The 17,323-nt window shown below is 67.2% G+C and carries 13 protein-coding genes; 6 read left to right on the top strand and 7 right to left on the bottom strand.

The window, feature by feature from the left end; genetic code table 11:
• Positions 1-47: 47 nt before the first annotated feature.
• Positions 48-2,900: an aminomethyl-transferring glycine dehydrogenase gene (gcvP, locus tag FIU89_RS15545; RefSeq protein WP_152493441.1), complete on the top strand. Its 2,853-nt coding sequence runs from the start codon at positions 48-50 to the stop codon at positions 2,898-2,900.
• 354 nt (positions 2,901-3,254) lie between these two features.
• Here the strand turns inward: gcvP and FIU89_RS15540 are convergent, their stop codons facing one another.
• The 3 genes from FIU89_RS15540 to FIU89_RS15530 all read right to left on the bottom strand — a co-directional run bounded on the left by FIU89_RS15540 (position 3,255) and on the right by FIU89_RS15530 (position 7,457).
• Entirely contained in the window at positions 3,255-4,166 is a 912-nt protein-coding gene (locus FIU89_RS15540) for an inositol monophosphatase (protein ID WP_152493440.1), read from the bottom strand.
• 94 nt (positions 4,167-4,260) lie between these two features.
• The gene (locus FIU89_RS15535) at positions 4,261-6,762 is read right to left on the bottom strand and encodes an ABC transporter permease (protein ID WP_152493439.1); all 2,502 of its coding nucleotides are present in this window, start codon (positions 6,760-6,762) and stop codon (positions 4,261-4,263) included.
• Positions 6,759-7,457, bottom strand: coding sequence for an ABC transporter ATP-binding protein (locus FIU89_RS15530; protein WP_152493438.1), 699 nt, complete (start codon positions 7,455-7,457; stop codon positions 6,759-6,761). The genes FIU89_RS15535 and FIU89_RS15530 overlap by 4 nt, the downstream gene beginning before the upstream one ends.
• 49 nt (positions 7,458-7,506) lie before the next feature.
• On the opposite strand from FIU89_RS15530, the gene FIU89_RS15525 reads away from it, so the two are divergent.
• Positions 7,507-8,133, top strand: a complete 627-nt coding sequence (locus tag FIU89_RS15525) for an arylesterase (RefSeq protein WP_254701702.1) — start codon at positions 7,507-7,509, stop codon at positions 8,131-8,133.
• A 47-nt stretch (positions 8,134-8,180) separates the two neighbouring features.
• Here FIU89_RS15525 and FIU89_RS15520 read toward each other — a convergent pair whose 3' ends face one another.
• Both FIU89_RS15520 and FIU89_RS15515 read right to left on the bottom strand, forming a co-directional pair.
• On the bottom strand, positions 8,181-8,744 hold the full coding sequence (locus FIU89_RS15520; protein ID WP_152493436.1) for a L,D-transpeptidase: 564 nt from the start codon (positions 8,742-8,744) through the stop codon (positions 8,181-8,183).
• A gap of 118 nt (positions 8,745-8,862) precedes the next feature.
• A complete protein-coding gene (locus tag FIU89_RS15515; protein ID WP_152493435.1) occupies positions 8,863-10,029 on the bottom strand; it encodes a geranylgeranyl reductase family protein in 1,167 nt (388 codons plus the stop codon).
• A gap of 149 nt (positions 10,030-10,178) precedes the next feature.
• Here FIU89_RS15515 and FIU89_RS15510 point away from each other — a divergent pair, with 149 nt between their 5' ends.
• Together FIU89_RS15510 and FIU89_RS15505 are read left to right on the top strand one after the other, a co-directional pair.
• On the top strand, positions 10,179-10,508 hold the full coding sequence (locus FIU89_RS15510) for a BrnA antitoxin family protein (protein ID WP_152493434.1): 330 nt from the start codon (positions 10,179-10,181) through the stop codon (positions 10,506-10,508).
• Positions 10,509-10,551: 43 nt separating this feature from the next.
• Positions 10,552-11,106 carry a transposase gene (locus FIU89_RS15505; RefSeq protein WP_152493433.1) on the top strand — a complete coding sequence of 185 codons (555 nt, stop codon included), beginning with the start codon at positions 10,552-10,554 and terminating at the stop codon, positions 11,104-11,106.
• A gap of 175 nt (positions 11,107-11,281) precedes the next feature.
• On the opposite strand, the gene ettA is transcribed toward FIU89_RS15505, so the two are convergent.
• Positions 11,282-12,937 (bottom strand): energy-dependent translational throttle protein EttA, encoded by a 1,656-nt coding sequence (ettA, locus tag FIU89_RS15500; protein WP_152493432.1) that lies wholly within the window; start codon positions 12,935-12,937, stop codon positions 11,282-11,284.
• Positions 12,938-13,019: 82 nt separating this feature from the next.
• Complete coding sequence (locus FIU89_RS15495) at positions 13,020-14,873, bottom strand: bifunctional diguanylate cyclase/phosphodiesterase (protein ID WP_172978139.1); 1,854 nt, start codon at positions 14,871-14,873, stop codon at positions 13,020-13,022.
• A 181-nt stretch (positions 14,874-15,054) separates the two neighbouring features.
• Here FIU89_RS15495 and FIU89_RS15490 point away from each other — a divergent pair, with 181 nt between their 5' ends.
• Positions 15,055-15,669 (top strand): nicotinate-nucleotide adenylyltransferase, encoded by a 615-nt coding sequence (locus tag FIU89_RS15490; protein WP_152494550.1) that lies wholly within the window; start codon positions 15,055-15,057, stop codon positions 15,667-15,669.
• 77 nt (positions 15,670-15,746) lie between these two features.
• On the top strand, positions 15,747-17,249 hold the full coding sequence (gene dacB / locus FIU89_RS15485; protein ID WP_152493430.1) for a D-alanyl-D-alanine carboxypeptidase/D-alanyl-D-alanine-endopeptidase: 1,503 nt from the start codon (positions 15,747-15,749) through the stop codon (positions 17,247-17,249).
• The last annotated feature ends 74 nt before the right edge of the window (positions 17,250-17,323 follow it).

Genomic DNA, 17,323 nt, shown 5'->3' with positions numbered 1-17,323 from the left:
GCGTCGCCCCGGTCCCGTCTCTTGTCTGACACCAAGGAGCGATTGTCATGCCGTTCGAACCCACAGACTACCTGCCCTACGATTTCGCCAACCGGCGCCATATCGGGCCGTCGCCCGAGGAGATGGCCGAGATGTATGCCGCGCTGGGAGTCGAGGACCTCGACCAGCTGATCGACGAGACCGTGCCCAAGTCGATCCGGCAGGCCGGGAAACTGGATTTCGGCAAGCCCAAGTCCGAGCGCGAGCTGATGCACGAGATGCGCATGGTGGCGGGGCAGAACAAGGTACTGGTGAGCCTGATCGGGCAGGGCTATCACGGCACGGTCACGCCGCCGGCGATCCAGCGCAATATTCTGGAGAACCCGGCGTGGTATACCGCCTATACGCCGTACCAGCCCGAGATCAGCCAGGGGCGGCTGGAGGCGCTGTTGAACTTCCAGACCATGATCTGCGACCTGACGGGGCTGGAGGTGGCGAATGCGTCCCTGCTGGACGAGGCGACGGCCTGTGCCGAGGCGATGACCACGGCGCAGCGGGTGGCCAAGTCGAAGGCCAGGGCGTTCTTCGTCGACCGCGATTGTCACCCGCAGAATATCGCGGTGGTGCAGACCCGTGCCAAACCGCTGGGGATCGAGGTGATCGTGGGCGACCCGGAGAAGCTGGAGGCGGACAAGGTTTTCGGCGCGCTCTTCCAGTATCCCGGGACCTATGGGCATGTGCGGGACTTCACGGCCCAGATGGAGGCGTTGCATGCCGAGAACGCGGTCGGGATCGTGTCGGCGGACCCGCTGGCGCTGACGCTGTTGAAAGAGCCCGGCGCGATGGGGGCGGATATCGCCGTGGGCTCGGTCCAGCGGTTCGGGGTTCCGATGGGCTATGGCGGGCCGCACGCGGCCTACATGGCATGCCGGGATGCCTATAAGCGCGCGATGCCGGGGCGGATCGTGGGCGTGTCGGTGGATGCCCATGGCAACCGGGCCTACCGTCTGTCGTTGCAGACGCGCGAGCAGCATATCCGGCGCGAGAAGGCCACCTCGAATGTCTGTACCGCGCAGGCGCTTTTGGCCGTCATGGCGTCGATGTATGCGGTGTTTCACGGCCCCAAGGGCTTGCAGGCCATCGCGCAGCGCATCCATCGCAAGACCGTGCGGCTGGCCAAGGGGCTGGAGGCGGCGGGGTTCAAGGTGGATCCGAAGGCCTATTTCGACACGATCACGGTCGATGTGGGTCCGTTGCAGGCGGCGGTGATGAAATCGGCCGTCGACGAGGGGATCAACCTGCGCCGGGTGGGCGACACCCGTGTCGGCATCACGCTGGACGAGGCGACCCGGCCCAAGAATATCGAGGCGGTCTGGCGCGCCTTCGGGATCGCGAAGGCGGACGAGGATTTCACGCCCGAGTACCGTGTGCCGGAAAAGATGCACCGGCAGAGCGGCTACCTGGAGCATCCGATCTTTCACATGAACCGGGCCGAGACCGAGATGATGCGCTACATGCGGCGGCTGGCGGACCGGGACCTGGCGCTGGACCGGGCGATGATTCCGCTGGGGTCGTGCACGATGAAGCTGAACGCGGCGGCCGAGATGATGCCGATCAGCTGGCGCGAGTTCGCCCGGCTGCACCCGTTCTGCCCCAAGAACCAGGCCGAAGGCTATGGAAAGCTGATCGACGACCTGAGTGCAAGGCTGTGCGAGATCACCGGCTATGACGCGATGTCGATGCAGCCCAATTCGGGCGCGCAGGGGGAGTATGCGGGGCTGTTGACGATCGCGGCCTATCACGCGGCCAATGGCGAGGGGCACCGCAATGTCTGCCTGATTCCCACGAGCGCGCATGGCACCAACCCCGCGAGCGCGCAGATGGTGGGCTGGAAGGTGGTGCCGGTGAAATCCGACAGCAACGGCGATATCGACCTGGACGATTTCCGCGCCAAGGCGGAGGCCAATGCCGACAGCCTGGCGGCCTGCATGATCACCTATCCCAGCACGCATGGCGTGTTCGAGGAGACCGTGCTCGACGTGTGCAAGATCACCCACGCGCATGGGGGGCAGGTCTATATCGACGGGGCCAACCTGAACGCCATGGTGGGGCTGTCGCGGCCCGGGGACCTGGGCGGGGATGTCAGCCACCTGAACCTGCACAAGACCTTCTGCATTCCGCATGGCGGGGGCGGGCCGGGCATGGGGCCGATTGGCGTGAAGGCGCACCTTGCGCCGCACCTGCCGGGCGATCCGCGCGGGCAGGACGACGGGCCGGGGCCGGTGTCGGCGGCGCCTTACGGCTCGGCCTCGATCCTGCCGATCAGCTGGGCCTATACGCTTCTGATGGGCGGCGAGGGGCTGACGCAGGCGACCCGGGTGGCGATATTGAACGCCAACTACATCGCCAAGCGGCTGGAGGGGGCGTATGACGTGCTCTATCGCGGGCGCAACGACCGGGTGGCGCATGAGTGCATCCTGGACACGCGCCCCTTTGCCGAGAGTGCGGGCGTGACGGTGGACGACATCGCCAAGCGGCTGATGGATTGCGGGTTTCACGCGCCCACGATGAGTTGGCCGGTGGCGGGCACGCTGATGATCGAGCCGACGGAGAGCGAGACCAAGGCGGAGCTGGACCGGTTCTGCGATGCGATGCTGGCGATCCGCGAGGAGATCCGCGCCATCGAGGATGGCGACATGGACCGCGAGAACAATCCGCTGAAACACGCGCCGCACACGATGGAGGACCTGGTGCGGGACTGGGACCGGCCCTATAGCCGCGAACAGGCTTGTTTCCCGCCGGGCGCGTTCCGGGTGGACAAGTACTGGCCGCCGGTCAACCGGGTGGACAATGCCTATGGCGACCGCAACCTGATATGTACCTGTCCGCCGATGGAGGCCTATGCCGAGGCGGCGGAGTGAGCACGTAAATCAGGCGGCCTCCCGAGGGAGACCGCCCTTACTTGGCTACTGAAATCACTCGCTAAAATGATCGGGCCTTGCCCGGGACAGGGGCAGGGCCCTCGTTCGGTCGGGCGGGATGACCCTTGGAACGAATACCTGTGGGTCGCGGCCATCGGTCAGACGGTTCAAACTGACCTCGGGACATTCGGTACATTTGCAGGGCGCCGGCCGTTTCGCGGCGGCGTCTTGCCTGTTCCGAAGGCTTGCTGATGCGATCGATATGCAGTGTGGACATAACGCCGAGCGCGGGGCCGGGTTCCGGGAAAATGGCCCGATTGTGACGTTTCAATTCATGGGTGAAAAGGACGCCGATCAGTCGCCTTTTTCGGCTTTCGGCGGCTCGGCTGCCGGGTCGAGCCGCGGGTTGAGCACCGCGTGGAGCTTCTGCCAGCTGGCCTCGTCGGGGGCGGCAAGCAGGTAGCCGGTGGCGATGCCGGCGTTGTAGTCGCGCCCGTCGAGCATGCGCACCACGCCGCCTGCGCACTGAACGATCAGCACGCCGGCCGCGTGGTCCCATGGGTTGAGCGTGGCCGAGAGCAGGAAATCAGCGTGGCCCTGGGCTAGCATCCGGTATTCGTGGCAGGAGCAGCGCAGCGAGCCGGTGCGGCCGAATTTTGGGAGAAGCGGGGCCAGCTGCGCCTGAACGGCACGGTCCATGAGGTAGTAGTGCATGTAGCCCGAGAGCGCGTCCACCTCGCCGCCCTGCGAGACCGACACGGGGCGGGCGCGGCCGGTGGCGCGGGTCATTTCGGCCGGGCCGTCCTCTTCGGCGGCGATGAAATCATCCATCACGGGATCGTAGAGCAGGCCGTAGACGGGCTTGCCGAAGCGGGTGACCGAGACGATGACGCCGAACATGGCCAGGCCGTTGACGAAGTTCCATGTACCGTCGACCGGATCAAGGATGAAGGCCAGGTCCGCCTCGGCCAGTTTGCCGCGCAGCGACGGGTCGGCGCTGGCGGCTTCCTCGCCCACGATCAGGGCGTGGGGGAACATCTGTTGCAGGCCGCGCGACAGCATCGCCTCGGCGGCGTGGTCGGCCTCGGTCACCAGGTCCTCGGGGCCGGATTTGGTGGTGACCTGGGCGCTGGCGAGATTGCGGAAACGGGGCATGATCTCGGCCTTGGCCGCGCGGCGGACGAGGTTGATGAGCGCGGCCTTCTGGGCGTTGGTCAGCGGCGAGGAGACAGGGATGGGAAGGGTTTCCGACTGTGTTGCGGACATGGGCACGCTCCTTCGACTCGGGGGTGGTTCGGGTTGGTCGTGACGTGCCACCCCGGGCGCCGGATCGCAACCGGGTCAGGGGCGGCGCGGGCGGTTATTCGCGGCTGCGCAGAACCTGTGCGGGGCGGGCCGAGATGGGGCCGAGGGCAAAGGCGAGCCCAGCCAGAAGGCTGATCAGCGCGCCGCCCGCGACGATGCCAAGGGCGGGGGGCCATGCGACGGCGAAGGAGGTTTCCATGACGTAATGGCTGACCGCCCAGGCCCCTGCGATGCCCGCGCCAAGCGCGACGCTGCCGGCTGCCGCGCCCAGGAGGGCGGCGCGCAGCGACAGGCCCCAGAGGATGCGCGCGCGACTGGCGCCGAGCACCTTGAGGATCGCCGCCTCGTAGCTGCGGGCGCGGGCGTCAGCGGCGGCGGCGCCGATGAGGACCATGAAGCCGGTCAGAAGCGTGGCGGCGGCCCCCCAGGCGGTGGCCGAGGCGAGGCTGCCCAGCAGATCGCTGACCCGCGAGACGGCGTCGCGGACGGAAATGGCGGTGATGTTGGGGAACTGGCGGGAGAGGTCGCGGAGGATGGCGATCTCGGACTCGGCGTCGGAGTAGACCGTGGCGATATAGCTGTGCGGCGCGTTCACCAGGGCGGCCTCGTTCAGGATCATGATGAAGCCCATGCCGGCGGTGGAAAAATCGACCTCGCGGAAGGAGGTGATTTCCGCCGTCAGGTCGCGGCCGAGGATGTTGAGGGTGATCTCGTCGCCGAGTTGCAGGCCCATTTCCTGTGCCTCTTCGGCGGCGAAGCTGACCTGGGGCTGGCCGTCGTAATCCTCGCCCCACCAGTCGCCGGCGGTGAGGGTGCTGCGCTCGGGCAGGGCGGCGGCATAGCTGACGCCGCGGTCGCCTTGGAGGACCCAGTGCTGGCCTGCGACCTCGGCGGCGGGCTGGCCGTTGATCTCGGAGATGATGCCGCGCAGCATGGGGGCGGCGTCGACGCGGGTGACGCCGTCGTCGCTGTCGAGCCGGGCGGAGAAGTCGGACATCTGGTCGCGCTGGATGTCGACGAAGAAGAAGCTTGGCGCGCGGGTGGGCAGGTCGCGGGTGATGGCGTCGCGCAGGTTGCGGTCGACCTGGCCGACGGCGGCCAGGACCGACAGGCCGAGGCCGAGCGACAGGACCACGGCGCTGGCGGTGCTGCGCGGCCCGCCGATGGCGCCAAGCGCCCAGCCAAGCGCGGTGCGGCCCCGGGCGAGCGGGCGCAGGCGGCGGGCGGCGGCGCGCAGGGCGAGACCGGCGAGGGCCAGCACCACGAGGGCGGCGGCGATGGAGCCGGCGGTCCAGTAGGTGAGGGTTGAATTGCCCGAGAACCAGGAGGCGACCCAGACGAGGGAGGCGACGAGGGCGGCGGTGGTCAGGATGAAGGGGGCGCCGGGGATCGTGCCGGAGGTGTCGGCATCGCGGTAGAGGGCTGCGGGACGGATATCGCGGGCCTGGGCCAGCGGCCAGAGGGTGAAGATGAGGATGCTGAGGGCGCTGTAGATCGCGGCCTCGGCCATCGGTCCCGGATATGGCGCAAAGACCGCCGGAACGGGCAGTTGCGCGGTGATGATGGGCGACAGCAGCACGGGCAGGCCCACGCCCAGAGCAAGGCCAAGGGTGATGCCAAGAACGCCCAGCACGGCGACCTGCATCAGGTAGGTAAGGAAGATCGTGGGTTGGTCCGCGCCGAGGCTGCGCAGGATCGCTATGGTCTGCGTCTTGCCCGAGAGGTAAGCGCGGAGCGCGGCGGAGATGCCGACGCCGCCGACCGCGAGACCGGACAGGCCCACGAGGATCAGGAACGCGCCGAGACGCTCGACGAATTCGGCCACGCCCGGCGCGCCGTTGCGGGCGTCGGACCAGCGCATACCGCTGCCTTCGAGGGCCGCTTCGGCGTCCGCCCGCGTGGCGTCGAGATCGGTACCGGGGGGCAGGTCGAGGCGGTAATGCGAGGAAAAGAGCGTGCCGGGTTCCAACAACCCCGCGCCGTCCAGCGCGCTGCGCAGGACGATGGTGCGGGGGCCGAGGCCGAAGCCGCCGGTGCGGCTGTCGGGTTCGCGTTCTATGAGGGCGCGGAGGGTGAAGGATTTGGAGCCCAGCGTGACGGTGTCGCCGGGGGCGGCACCCAGGCGGTCGGCGAGGGTGGGGTGCATGACGAGGCCGTCATCGGCCAGCGCCTGGTCCAGAGGGATGTCGGGGGAGAGTTCTACCGTGCCGACAAGGGGATAGGCGCTGCCGACAGCCTTGACCTGCGTTAGGCTGCGTTCCTCGCCCATGACGGCCATGGAGCGGAAATCGGCGATTTCGGAGACCTGCGTGGCGGTGGTGTCCATCCAGGCGCGTTCTTCGGGGGTGGCGAAGCGATAGGTCAGTTCGATCTCGGCGTCGCCGCCGAGGAGCGTGGCGCCTTCCTGTGCCAAGCCTTCGGCGATGCTTTCACGCACGGTGCCGACGGCGGCGATGGCCGCGACGCCGAGGATCACGCAGGCCAGGAAAATGCGGAAGCCGTGCAGGCCGCCGCGCAATTCGCGGCCCGCAAGGCGTGCGGCGAGACGGAATTTCATGCGGTCCGGGCCTTGGGGGGCTGGCGTTCGGACAGATGGCCGTCGCTCAACTCGGCCACGCGGGCGCAGCGGTCGGCGAGGCTGGGATCGTGCGTGACGAGGACCAGCGTGGCGCCGTGGCGCTCCTGTAGCCCGAACAGAAGGTCGATGATGGCGGTGCCTGTGGTGCTGTCGAGGTTGCCGGTAGGCTCGTCCGCCAGGAGGATATCGGGGCGCGGTGCGGCGGCGCGGGCGAGTGCGACGCGCTGTTGTTCCCCGCCTGAAAGCTGCGAGGGATAGTGGTTCAGGCGTTTGCCGAGGCCCACGGCGGTCAGTTCCTCCTCGGCGCGGGCGAAGGCGTCAGGCGCACCGGCGAGTTCCAGCGGGGTGGCGACGTTTTCCAGCGCGGTCATGGTGGGGATGAGGTGGAAGGACTGGAACACGACGCCGATATGGTCGCGGCGCAGGCGGGCCAGCGCATCCTCGGACATGGTCGTCAGGTCGTGCCCCAAGGCCGTGACCGTGCCGCCGGTGGCGCGTTCCAGCCCGCCCATCAGCATCAGCAGCGAGGATTTGCCGGAGCCCGACGGCCCCACCAGCCCCAGCGTGTCGCCGCGGTGGACATCGAGGCTGATCGCCTCAAGTATGTCGACGGGGCCGGCATTGCCTTGCAGCGATAGAGCCGCCTCGCGCAGCGATAACACGGGGTCTGTCATGGGGTTTTGCCTGTCTGTTTTTAGTCGTTTCACATATGGGGTCCGTGCCTTGGCGGGCAAGGTCGCGGTGCTTGTTTTCCTTGGTTTACCGGCATTTGGTGAAGAGCCGGTGACGATCCTGGCGCTGGGTGACAGCCTGACGCAAGGCTACGGTCTGGCGCAGGCGGACGGGTTCGTGCCGCAGCTTCAGGACTGGTTGCAGGAGAACGACGTCGCAGCGGAGGTGATCAACGCGGGCGTATCGGGGGACACCACGGCGGGCGGTGCGTCACGTGTGGAATGGAGCCTGACGCCCGAGGTGGACGCGATGATCGTGGCGCTGGGCGGCAACGACATGCTGCGCGGGCTGGACCCCGGCGCGGCACGGGCGAACCTGAGGACGATCCTGGAGGCGGCGAAGGCGCGCGACTTGCCCGTGCTGCTGGTGGGGATGCAGGCGCCGACGAATTTCGGGCCGGATTACAAGGCGGCGTTCGACGCGATGTATCCCGAGCTGGCGCAAGAGTTCGGCGCGCTTTATTTCGAGAGCTTCTTCAAGGGGTTGGGCGAGGGCGATCCGTCCGGGTTGCAGGGCTATTTCCAGTCGGACGGGATTCATCCCAATGCCGAGGGCGTCAATCGGATCGTCGAGGCGATGGGACCCGCGGTGGCGGAACTGGCCGAGCGGGTCGAGTGAGGGGGCGCGGCGGCGCGGCAAGCCGCGCCTTGGTTCCGCGCAGGTTCTCAAAGAACCGTGACCACCGTGCCCAGCGGCACGCGCTCGTAAAGGTCGATCACGTGCTCGTTGATCATGCGGATGCATCCGTTCGAGACCGAGCGGCCGATTGACCGGGGCGCGGTTGTGCCGTGGATGCGGAAATACGTGTCGCGCCCGTTCTGGAAGAGATAGAGCGCGCGCGCGCCCAGCGGGTTGCCCTTGCCACCCGGCTGAACATAGTCATTGCCCTTGAACTTGGCGTAGGTCTTGGGCTCGCGCTCGATCATCTCTTGCGTCGGGCGCCAGGTGGGCCACTTTTTCTTGACGTCGATGGTGGCGCGGCCGGTGAATTCCAGCCCGGCCTTGCCGACGCCCACGCCGTAGCGGCGGGCCCGGCCCTGTTCGGTGATCAGGTAGAGGAAATGCGCCTTGGGCAGGATTAGCATCTGGCCGGGCGCGTAGCTGGCCGAAATGTTCACGTCCTGCGGCATGTATTTCGGAGCGATCTGGAACGATTGCGCGACGGCAGGCAGGGCGGGCGCAGTGGCGGCCGCGGCGGCGGTGGCCACGAATTGGCGGCGATTTATCATGTTTTCTTCCCCTCGAAACGGCGGCAGATTGAATATGGCGATATTCCGCCACATGAGCATTTAGAAATCAAAAACAAGTGAATGGCGGCAGGGCAAGCGATTCTGTGACCCCCGGGTCTCAGTTTCGCGACGCTGCGGCAGAGAGGTAACGGATTGCCGCGCGGGGCAGGCGCAGGGCGGTGCGGCGCAGCAGGGCGGGATATTCCATGTCGCCCGAAAGCAGGTGCATGTAGTCGCGTTTCAGCGTCTGCGAGGCGGCGAAGGTGCGGGCGAAGAAGGGCTGGAGACGGGCCGAGAAGATCAGCGGCCGCAGGATGCGGGCCTGCGCGATGGCGCGGCGAATGGGCTGTGTGGCCTTCGTGTAGAGGGCCAGGGCGCGCCCGGCATCCGCTTGATCCAGCGCGGTTTTCGCCGCACGCGCGGCCAGCGCGCCGGAGTGGATGGCGTGGCCTATCCCCTCGCCGGTGATCGGGTCGACAAGGCCCGCCGCGTCGCCCACGAGCAGGACATTTCCCTTGCCGGGGGTGGGTTTCGGCGCGCCGAAGGGCAGAAAGTGGCCTTTGACCGTTGCGCTCTGGCCGGTGCCCAGCCTGGCGAGATAGGCGGAAAGGTGGGCCTTCATCTGCGGGTTCCGGGCGTGCAGGCCGCCCAAGCCTATGGTGGTGCTGTGTTTTTTCGGGAAGGACCAGCCGTAGCCCCAGTTGGCGGCGGCGAAGTCGATGCGGATGGGGGTGGCCTCGGTCGGGGCCTGCGACGGGGCCTCGACCTCGAGCGCGAAACCGATGGTGTCGCGGGAAAAAGGCTGTCCGAACAGGGCCTTGGCGGTGGGGCTTTGCACGCCGTCGGCGGCGATGAGCAGGCGGTAGGCGAGGGTTTCGCCACTGGCCAGCGTGAGGCGGTCCGCCGTGAGGTCATGGGTCTCGACGCGGTGGCCGGTATAGTCGGCGGCCCCGGCGGCAAAGGCCTCTTGCAGGAGGCGGTGATCGAAATCCCACCGCATGGTCAGGTGCAGGGGCGGGACGTCTTCGAGCGTGCCAAGTGGTTGATCGCGAAGGTGGAATTCGAAGTTGCGGCGGGTCTCGAAGAGGTCGGGGGTGATCTCGATCCCGAAGATCTCGGCCAGGTGCGCGGCGCAGCGGCCTGTGACCAGCCCGCCGCAGAGCTTGGGGCGCGGAAAGACGGCCTTGTCCACCAGCGCGGCGGTGAGGCCGAGGCGGCGGGCCTGCATGGCGGCGGCTGTACCGGCGGGGCCGGCGCCGAGGATGACAAGGTCGAAATCGGGCATCGTGGGATTTCAGATAGAGCATCCCGGGGGGAGCGAAAAGACGTGTCGGTTTCGCGTCGGTATCCGGGTGGTAACGCGGCGGTGCGGTGGCGTTAAGTGTTGGTAAGGGGGTTGGGCGAGGATGCGGGCTCGCCACAGAGGAGCCCGACATGCCCACCAAGACCGAACGCGCCGCCCGCGCCAGCCTGATGCAGAGCCTGATTTACCTGCAGCAGGAAAGCTGGATCCCCGACACCATCGCCGAGGAGATCCCGGAGGCGTGGCACACGCTGGAGATGGACGTGCCGGTGGAGGAGCCGAAGGAGAAGGTGACGCTATATCTGGACCGGTCGGTGGCGCGGTTCTACCGGGCGATGGGGAAGGGGTACCAGGGGCGGATCAACCGGCTGCTGGCGACGTATATGCAGATGCATCTGGCGAAGGAGGTTCGGTTGGACGAGGTGTTAAGGGAGCGGGTTGGGATGGGGTGTGAATCCTAGAAACCCAACCATTCGTTAAACAAACTTGCGGCATGGTTTTGCCATGTCGAACTATCTTCGCCCCCGCGTTTCCGGTGCGACCGTGTTCTTTACCGTCAATCTGGCGGAACGCGGTAGCCACCTTCTCGTGGATGATATCGAACGGTTGCGCGCCGCCGTGCGACAGACACGGGCCGAGCGGCCGTTTCAAATCGACGCCTGGGTCGTGCTGCCGGATCACCTGCATGCAATCTGGACCTTGCCGAAAGGTGATGCGGATTATTCGACACGGTGGGGGGCGATCAAAGCACGGTTTTCGATGGATGTGCGTAGGGCGGGGTTCACCCCGCCGCGCCGCCTGCCGGTGGTTCGATCTGGCCGGTATGCCGGGGTGAACCCCGGCCTACGCAAGGAAAAGGGCGAGGTGGCCATCTGGCAGCGGCGGTTCTGGGAGCATCATGTGAGAGACGACGCGGAATATGCCGCGCTGATGCGGTATTGCTGGATGAACCCGGTGAAGCACGGGTTCGTGGCGGAACCGGAGGATTGGGCGTATTCGTCAGTGCATCGGGACAGGGCGGACGGGCGTTATGCGCGGGGATGTGTGGGGGTGGGGTGAAACCCCACCCTACGTCATCCTCGGGCTTGATCCGAGGATCTTGGGGTCCGGAGGTCCCGGATCACGTCCGGGACGGCGGCGTGGAGGGTGGCACCCGGATTTGCTACCGGGGTGCGCACGCATTTCCTGCGGAAACGCTTTCGCGCACGGGTGACATCTGGCTGCAAGCCAGATGTCACCGCGCAAATTTCTTGTGCTTGATCCGCTTGGGTTCCAGCGCGTCCGGGCCGAGCCGCCGCTTCTTGTCTTCCTCGTAATCCTCGAAGTTGCCTTCGAACCATTCCACGTGGGCCTCGCCCTCAAAGGCCAGGATATGCGTGCAGATGCGGTCGAGGAAGAAGCGGTCGTGGGAGATAACCACGGCGCAGCCGGCGAAATCGACCAGGGCGTCTTCCAAAGCGCGGAGGGTTTCGACGTCGAGGTCGTTGGTGGGCTCGTCGAGCAGAAGGACGTTGCCGCCTTCTTTCAGCAGGCGGGCCATGTGGACGCGGTTGCGTTCGCCGCCTGACAGGAGCGAGACCTTTTTCTGCTGGTCGCCGCCCTTGAAGTTGAAGGACGAGCAATAGGCGCGGGAGTTCACTTGCGCGTCGCCCAGCTGGATGATCTCGGCGCCGCCGGTGATGGCTTCCCACACGGTTTCCCCATCCTTGAGGTCGTCGCGGGACTGGTCGACATAGGAAAGCTCGACCGTGTCGCCATAGGTGATCTCGCCCTTGTCGGGCTGTTCCTGCCCGGTGAACATCTTGAAGAGCGTGGATTTGCCGGCGCCGTTGGGGCCGATCACGCCGACGATGCCGCCGGGGGGCAGGGAGAAAGTCAGATCCTCGATCAGAAGCTTGTCGCCCATGGCCTTTTGCAGGCCCTCGACCTCGATCACCTTGCCGCCAAGGCGCGGGCCGTTGGGGATGACGATCTGGGCGCGCGAGACCTTTTCACGTTCGGACTGGTTGGCGAGCTCATTGTAGCGTTCGATCCGGGCCTTTTGCTTGGACTGCCGTGCCTTCTGGCCCTGTCGCATCCATTCCAACTCGCGTTCGAGGGTCTTCTGCTTGGACTTGTCCTCGCGCTTTTCCTGTTCCAGCCGCTTGGCCTTTTGTTCCAGCCAGGCGGAATAATTGCCCTCGTAGGGGATGCCGCGGCCGCGGTCGAGCTCGAGGATCCAGCCGGTGATGTCGTCGAGGAAATAGCGGTCATGGGTGACGATCAGGATCGTGCCCTTGTAGTCGATGAGGTGCTGTTGCAGCCAGGCGATGGTTTCCGCATCCAGGTGGTTTGTGGGCTCGTCGAGAAGCAGCATGTCGGGCGCTTCGAGCAGGAGTTTGCACAGCGCCACGCGGCGCTTTTCACCGCCCGAGAGGGTGGTGACGTCGGCGTCGTCGGGGGGGCAGCGGAGCGCCTCCATCGAGACGTCGACCTGGCTGTCGAGATCCCAGAGGTTGTTGCTGTCGATCTCGTCCTGGAGGGCGGCCATCTCGTCGGCGGTCTCGTCCGAGTAGTTCATCGCCAGTTCGTTGAAGCGTTCCAGCTTGGCCTTGTGGGCGGCGACGCCGAGCATGACGTTTTCGCGCACCGAGAGGTTGGGGTCGAGCTCGGGCTCCTGCGGCAGGTAGCCGACCTTGGCGCCCTCGGCCGACCACGCCTCGCCGGTGTAATCGGTGTCGAGGCCGGCCATGATCTTCATCAGGGTGGATTTACCGGCGCCGTTCACGCCGACGACGCCGATCTTCACGCCGGGCAGAAAGCTGAGATGGATGTTCTCGAAGCATTTCTTGCCGCCGGGGTAGGTCTTGGAGACGCCCTGCATGTGGTAGACGTATTGGTAGGCTGCCATTTTCCGTGCTCTTTTTCCTGAAGGGAATGCGTTGCAGCCCATGTAACCGCGCCGGGCGGCGAATTCAAACGGTCAAAACGCGTCAGTCGCCGGGATGCAGGCGGGTGACGCGCGGCTCGGGCGGGTCGCGTCCGAAATCCGTCGGAAGGGGCAGGTTGGCCGAAAGCCAGGCGATCATGTCGGCGCAGGGCTGGGGATGGGCCAGCACGAAGCCCTGGATGGCGGGGCAGCGGGCGACGCGCAGAAGGCGCAGTTGCTCGGCGGTCTCCACCCCTTCGGCGGTGACATGGGTGCCGAGCTTGCGGCACAGCTCGATGATGGACCGCACGATGGCGCGGTTGCGCGGGTCGGTGGCGAGGTTGGCGGTGAGCGAGCAGTCGAGCTTGATCTCGTCCACCTCGATTTCCGAGATATGGGCGAGGCCCGCGTAGCCGGTGCCGAAATCGTCGAGCGCCACGCGGGCGCCCATGCGTTTCAGCCGGTCAACGGCCGCGGCGATGGTGCGCCCGCCGCCCTGGAGAATGGTGGTCTCGGTGATCTCGACGCAGATCTGCGAGGGCTTGAGCCCGCGCGATTGCAGCGCCCAGTCCAGCAGGCCGGGATAGTTGACGTCGGTCAGCGCCTCGGCCGAGACGTTGAGCGCGATGGTCAGATCGTCGAAGCCCGCCGCGTGCAGGCGTGTGAGCGCGTCGAGCGACAGGTGCATCGACTGGTAGTCGAGATCGGCCAGAACGCCGGCGCGGCGGGCGGTCTCGAAGAACGCGCCGGGGGGCAATTGGCCCAGGCGGGGATGGTTCCAGCGCAGCAGCGTCTCGCAGCCGGTTACGCGGCCGCGGGCGAGGTCGAGCTGGGGTTGCAGGTGCACGGTGAGCTGCTTTTCCGCGGTGGCGAGGCGCAATTCGCGGGTCATCCGGTTCTGCGCGATCTGAACCTGGCCCAGGGCGGGGGTATACAGCATGACGCGACCGCGACCGCGGGTCTTGGCTTCGTAGAGGGCCTGATCGGCGTGGTGGATGAGCGCCTCGCCGCGCTCGGTGCTGTCCTGGGTGAGGCAGGCGCCGATGGAGAGGCCCACGCGGATCGCCTGGTTGTTCCACATCAGCGGGTCGTGGGTGGCCCCGAGCAGCAGTTCGGCCCGGGTCAGCAGGGCGTCTTCGGTGGCCGTGCCGAGGCATACCAGCAGGAATTCGTCGCCGCCGATCCGGCAGGCGAGGTCCTGCGGGCCGCAGAAGCGGCGCAGGAGGTCGGCCACGTGCCGGAGCGCGGCGTCGCCCGCCGCATGGCCGAGCGTGTCGTTTATTTCCTTGAACTTGTCGAGGTCGAGATGCAGCACGCCCACGCGCCGTTCGGCCAGAGCGCGGCGCAGGATGTCGGAGGCGAGGTATTGCGTGAGCCGCTTGCGGTTGGCGAGCCCTGTCAGGTCGTCGTGATGGGCGGCGTGCTGCAGCCGGGCCTTGGCATGGCGCAGGGTCTGTTCGGCCTCGACCGTTTCGGTCACATCGCGGCAGGTGACGGCGACCTTGGGACCCATGGGCGTGGCCAGGAGCGTGAAGCTGTGCAGGTTCCAGAAGACCTGCCCGCCCACGCGCTTGTGCCGGGCGAGGTGGGTGCGGTCGAAGAGGCTGCTGCCGATGTCATAGCGGAAGGCGGCGATCTTGGCCGGATCGACCCGGGCGCCGTCGGGCAGGACGTGGCCCATCACCTTGATCCCGCGCACGGCGTCGAGGCTGACGTTGAACATCGCCTCGGCGGCGGGGTTCATCCATTCCAGATGCCCCTCGATGTCCTGGAGGATAATGGCGTCGCGGGTGCGGTGGAGGAATTGCGGGCAGAAGGGCAGGTCGGCGCCGGGCCGCGACGGGCCGGGCCCGTCCGCAGCCGGATCCTGCGCCGCATCGGCAGGATGCGGGTGCGCTGTGTCGCTTGGCTCTGCCACGCCCAACCTCGTGCCGTCTCTCACCGGGTATCGTCATGCCACGCGACGCTTAACAATCGGTGCGCCTGCAAAGGCTAAATCCCTAAAATTGCGCCGAATCCCGGGGACGCGGGCGGTGGTGAAAAGGCTGGACATCCCGCCGCATCCCGGCGATTTCAGGGGCGACGCGAAGGGAGAGGACATGCGTGTGCGCTTGCCGATGACGCGGCCCGGCATGGTGATCGGGCTTTTGGGGGGATCGTTCGACCCGCCCCATGCGGGCCATGTGCATATCAGCCGCGAGGCGCTGCGGCGCTTCGGTCTCGACCGGGTGTGGTGGCTGGTGAGCCCCGGCAACCCGCTGAAGGCGCGCGGACCGCAGCCCCTGGAGCGGCGGATGGCGGCGTGCCGGGCGCTGGTGGATCATCCGCGCATCCACGTCAGCGATTTCGAGGCGCAGGTCGGCACGCGCTATACCGCCGAGACGCTGGCCGTGCTGCAAAGGATGCGGCCGCATGTGAAATTCGTCTGGCTGATGGGGGCCGACAACCTGGCGCAGTTCGAGCACTGGCAGGACTGGCAACGGATCATGCAGACGGTGCCGATCGGCGTGCTGGCCCGGCCCGGGCAGCGGATCTCGGCGCGGATGTCGAAACCGGCGCGGATCTATCGCGCCGCGCGCATCCCGGCGAGGCAGTCGCGGGCGCTGCGCTTTGCCGTCGCGCCGGCGTGGTGTTTCGTCAACGTGCCGATGAGCGCGCTGTCGTCGACCGCCCTCAGGGCCCGGGGCGACTGGGGCGATCTTTCGGAAAGTTGATCGCAACGTCGCGACCTGGGGCCGGGATGGCGGAATTGCCGATTGTGTGACCCGCCGCGCTTGGGTTATTTGGGCCCATGCGACGCGATATTTCCAGACGTTTCCTGTTGACGACCGCGCTGGCCAGCCTGGCCGGTGGCGCGCTGGCCAATGCGCCCAAGGTGTCCTTGCGCCCGCAGCTGCGCCCCGAGGGCGGCGCGGAGGCGGCCCGCCTGCGGTCGGTGCCGAGTGCCGACGCGCTGATCGAGCGGGCCAAGCTGGGCGGCGATGTCGGCTTTTCGGTGGTCGACGTGAAAACCGGCAAGGTGCTGGAAGGCCACGCGGCGGATATTCCGTTGCCGCCGGCCAGCGTGATGAAGGCGATCACCGCGTTATATGCGCTGGAGACGCTGGGCGAGGATTATCGTTTCGAGACGCGGCTGATCGCGACCGGGCCGGTGACCGACGGCGTGCTGGACGGCGACGTGGTGCTGGCCGGTGGCGGCGATCCGGTGCTGGACACCAACGGGCTGGCCGACATGGCGGCGCGGCTGAAGAAGGCGGGGGTTACCCGCGTGACCGGCCATGTGCGGGCCTGGGCCGGGGAGCTGGCCTTTACCCGGTTCATCGACGACGAACAGCCCCTGCATGTGGGCTATAACCCGTCGCTGTCGGGGCTGAACCTGAATTTCAACCGGGTGCATTTCGAGTGGAAGCGCTCGGGCGGGGATTACACCGTGGAGATGGACGCGCGGTCGGACCGCTATCGCCCGTCGGTGCGGGTGGCGCGGATGCGCGTCGCGCAGCGCAAGGGGCCGGTTTATACCTACGAGGATGGGGGCGATCACGATGCCTGGACCGTGGCGTCGGGCGCGCTGGGCAATGGCGGGTCACGCTGGCTGCCGGTGCGGCGGCCCGGCGAATACGCGGTCGAGGTGTTCACCGCGCTGGCGCAGGCGCAGGGCGTGACGGTCACGGCGGGCGAGCCGGTCGAGGCCGCGCCCGAGGGCGAGGTCCTGGTGCGCCACCAGAGCGAGCCGCTGGTGCCGATCCTGCAGGACATGCTGAAATATTCCAACAACCTGACCGCCGAGCTGGTCGGGCTGACGGCGACGCGGGCGCGGCTGGGCCAAAGCGTGGACCTGGCGGCGTCGGGGGCCGAGATGACGGCCTGGGCGCAGCAGAGCCTGGGCATCACCGGCGCGACGCTGGTTGATCACTCGGGCCTGGGCGAGACGTCGCGGGTGACGCCCGAGGCCATGGCGCGGGCGCTGGCGCGGGTGCATGGCGACGGTCTGTTGAAGCCGATCCTGAAGCCGTTCGGGATGCGCGACGGCCAGGGCGCGCCGATGCCCGACCATCCCGTCAAGGTGGCCGCCAAGACGGGCACGCTCTATTTCGTCAGCACGCTTGCGGGCTATGCCACGGCGCCCGACGACACCGAGCTGGCCTTTGCGATCATGACGGCCAACCAGGAGCTGCGCGAGCCCATCGACAGCACGTCGGAGTCGCGCCCGCCGGGAGCGGCAAGCTGGAACGGCCGGTCCAAGCGGCTTCAGCAGGCGCTGATCGAGCGCTGGAGCGCTCTTTACGCCGGGTGAGGCGGGTTTCGGGGCCGGTCAGAGGCGTGTGTGGACCACTTTTGCCTGTACGAGAGTGGGGAAATTCTGCCAAT

The organism is Roseovarius sp. THAF27, assembly GCF_009363655.1.
In the GTDB taxonomy this organism is placed as follows: domain Bacteria; phylum Pseudomonadota; class Alphaproteobacteria; order Rhodobacterales; family Rhodobacteraceae; genus Roseovarius.
Note: the sequence above shows the minus strand (reverse complement) of the source record. Positions and strands in the feature narration are given on the sequence as shown.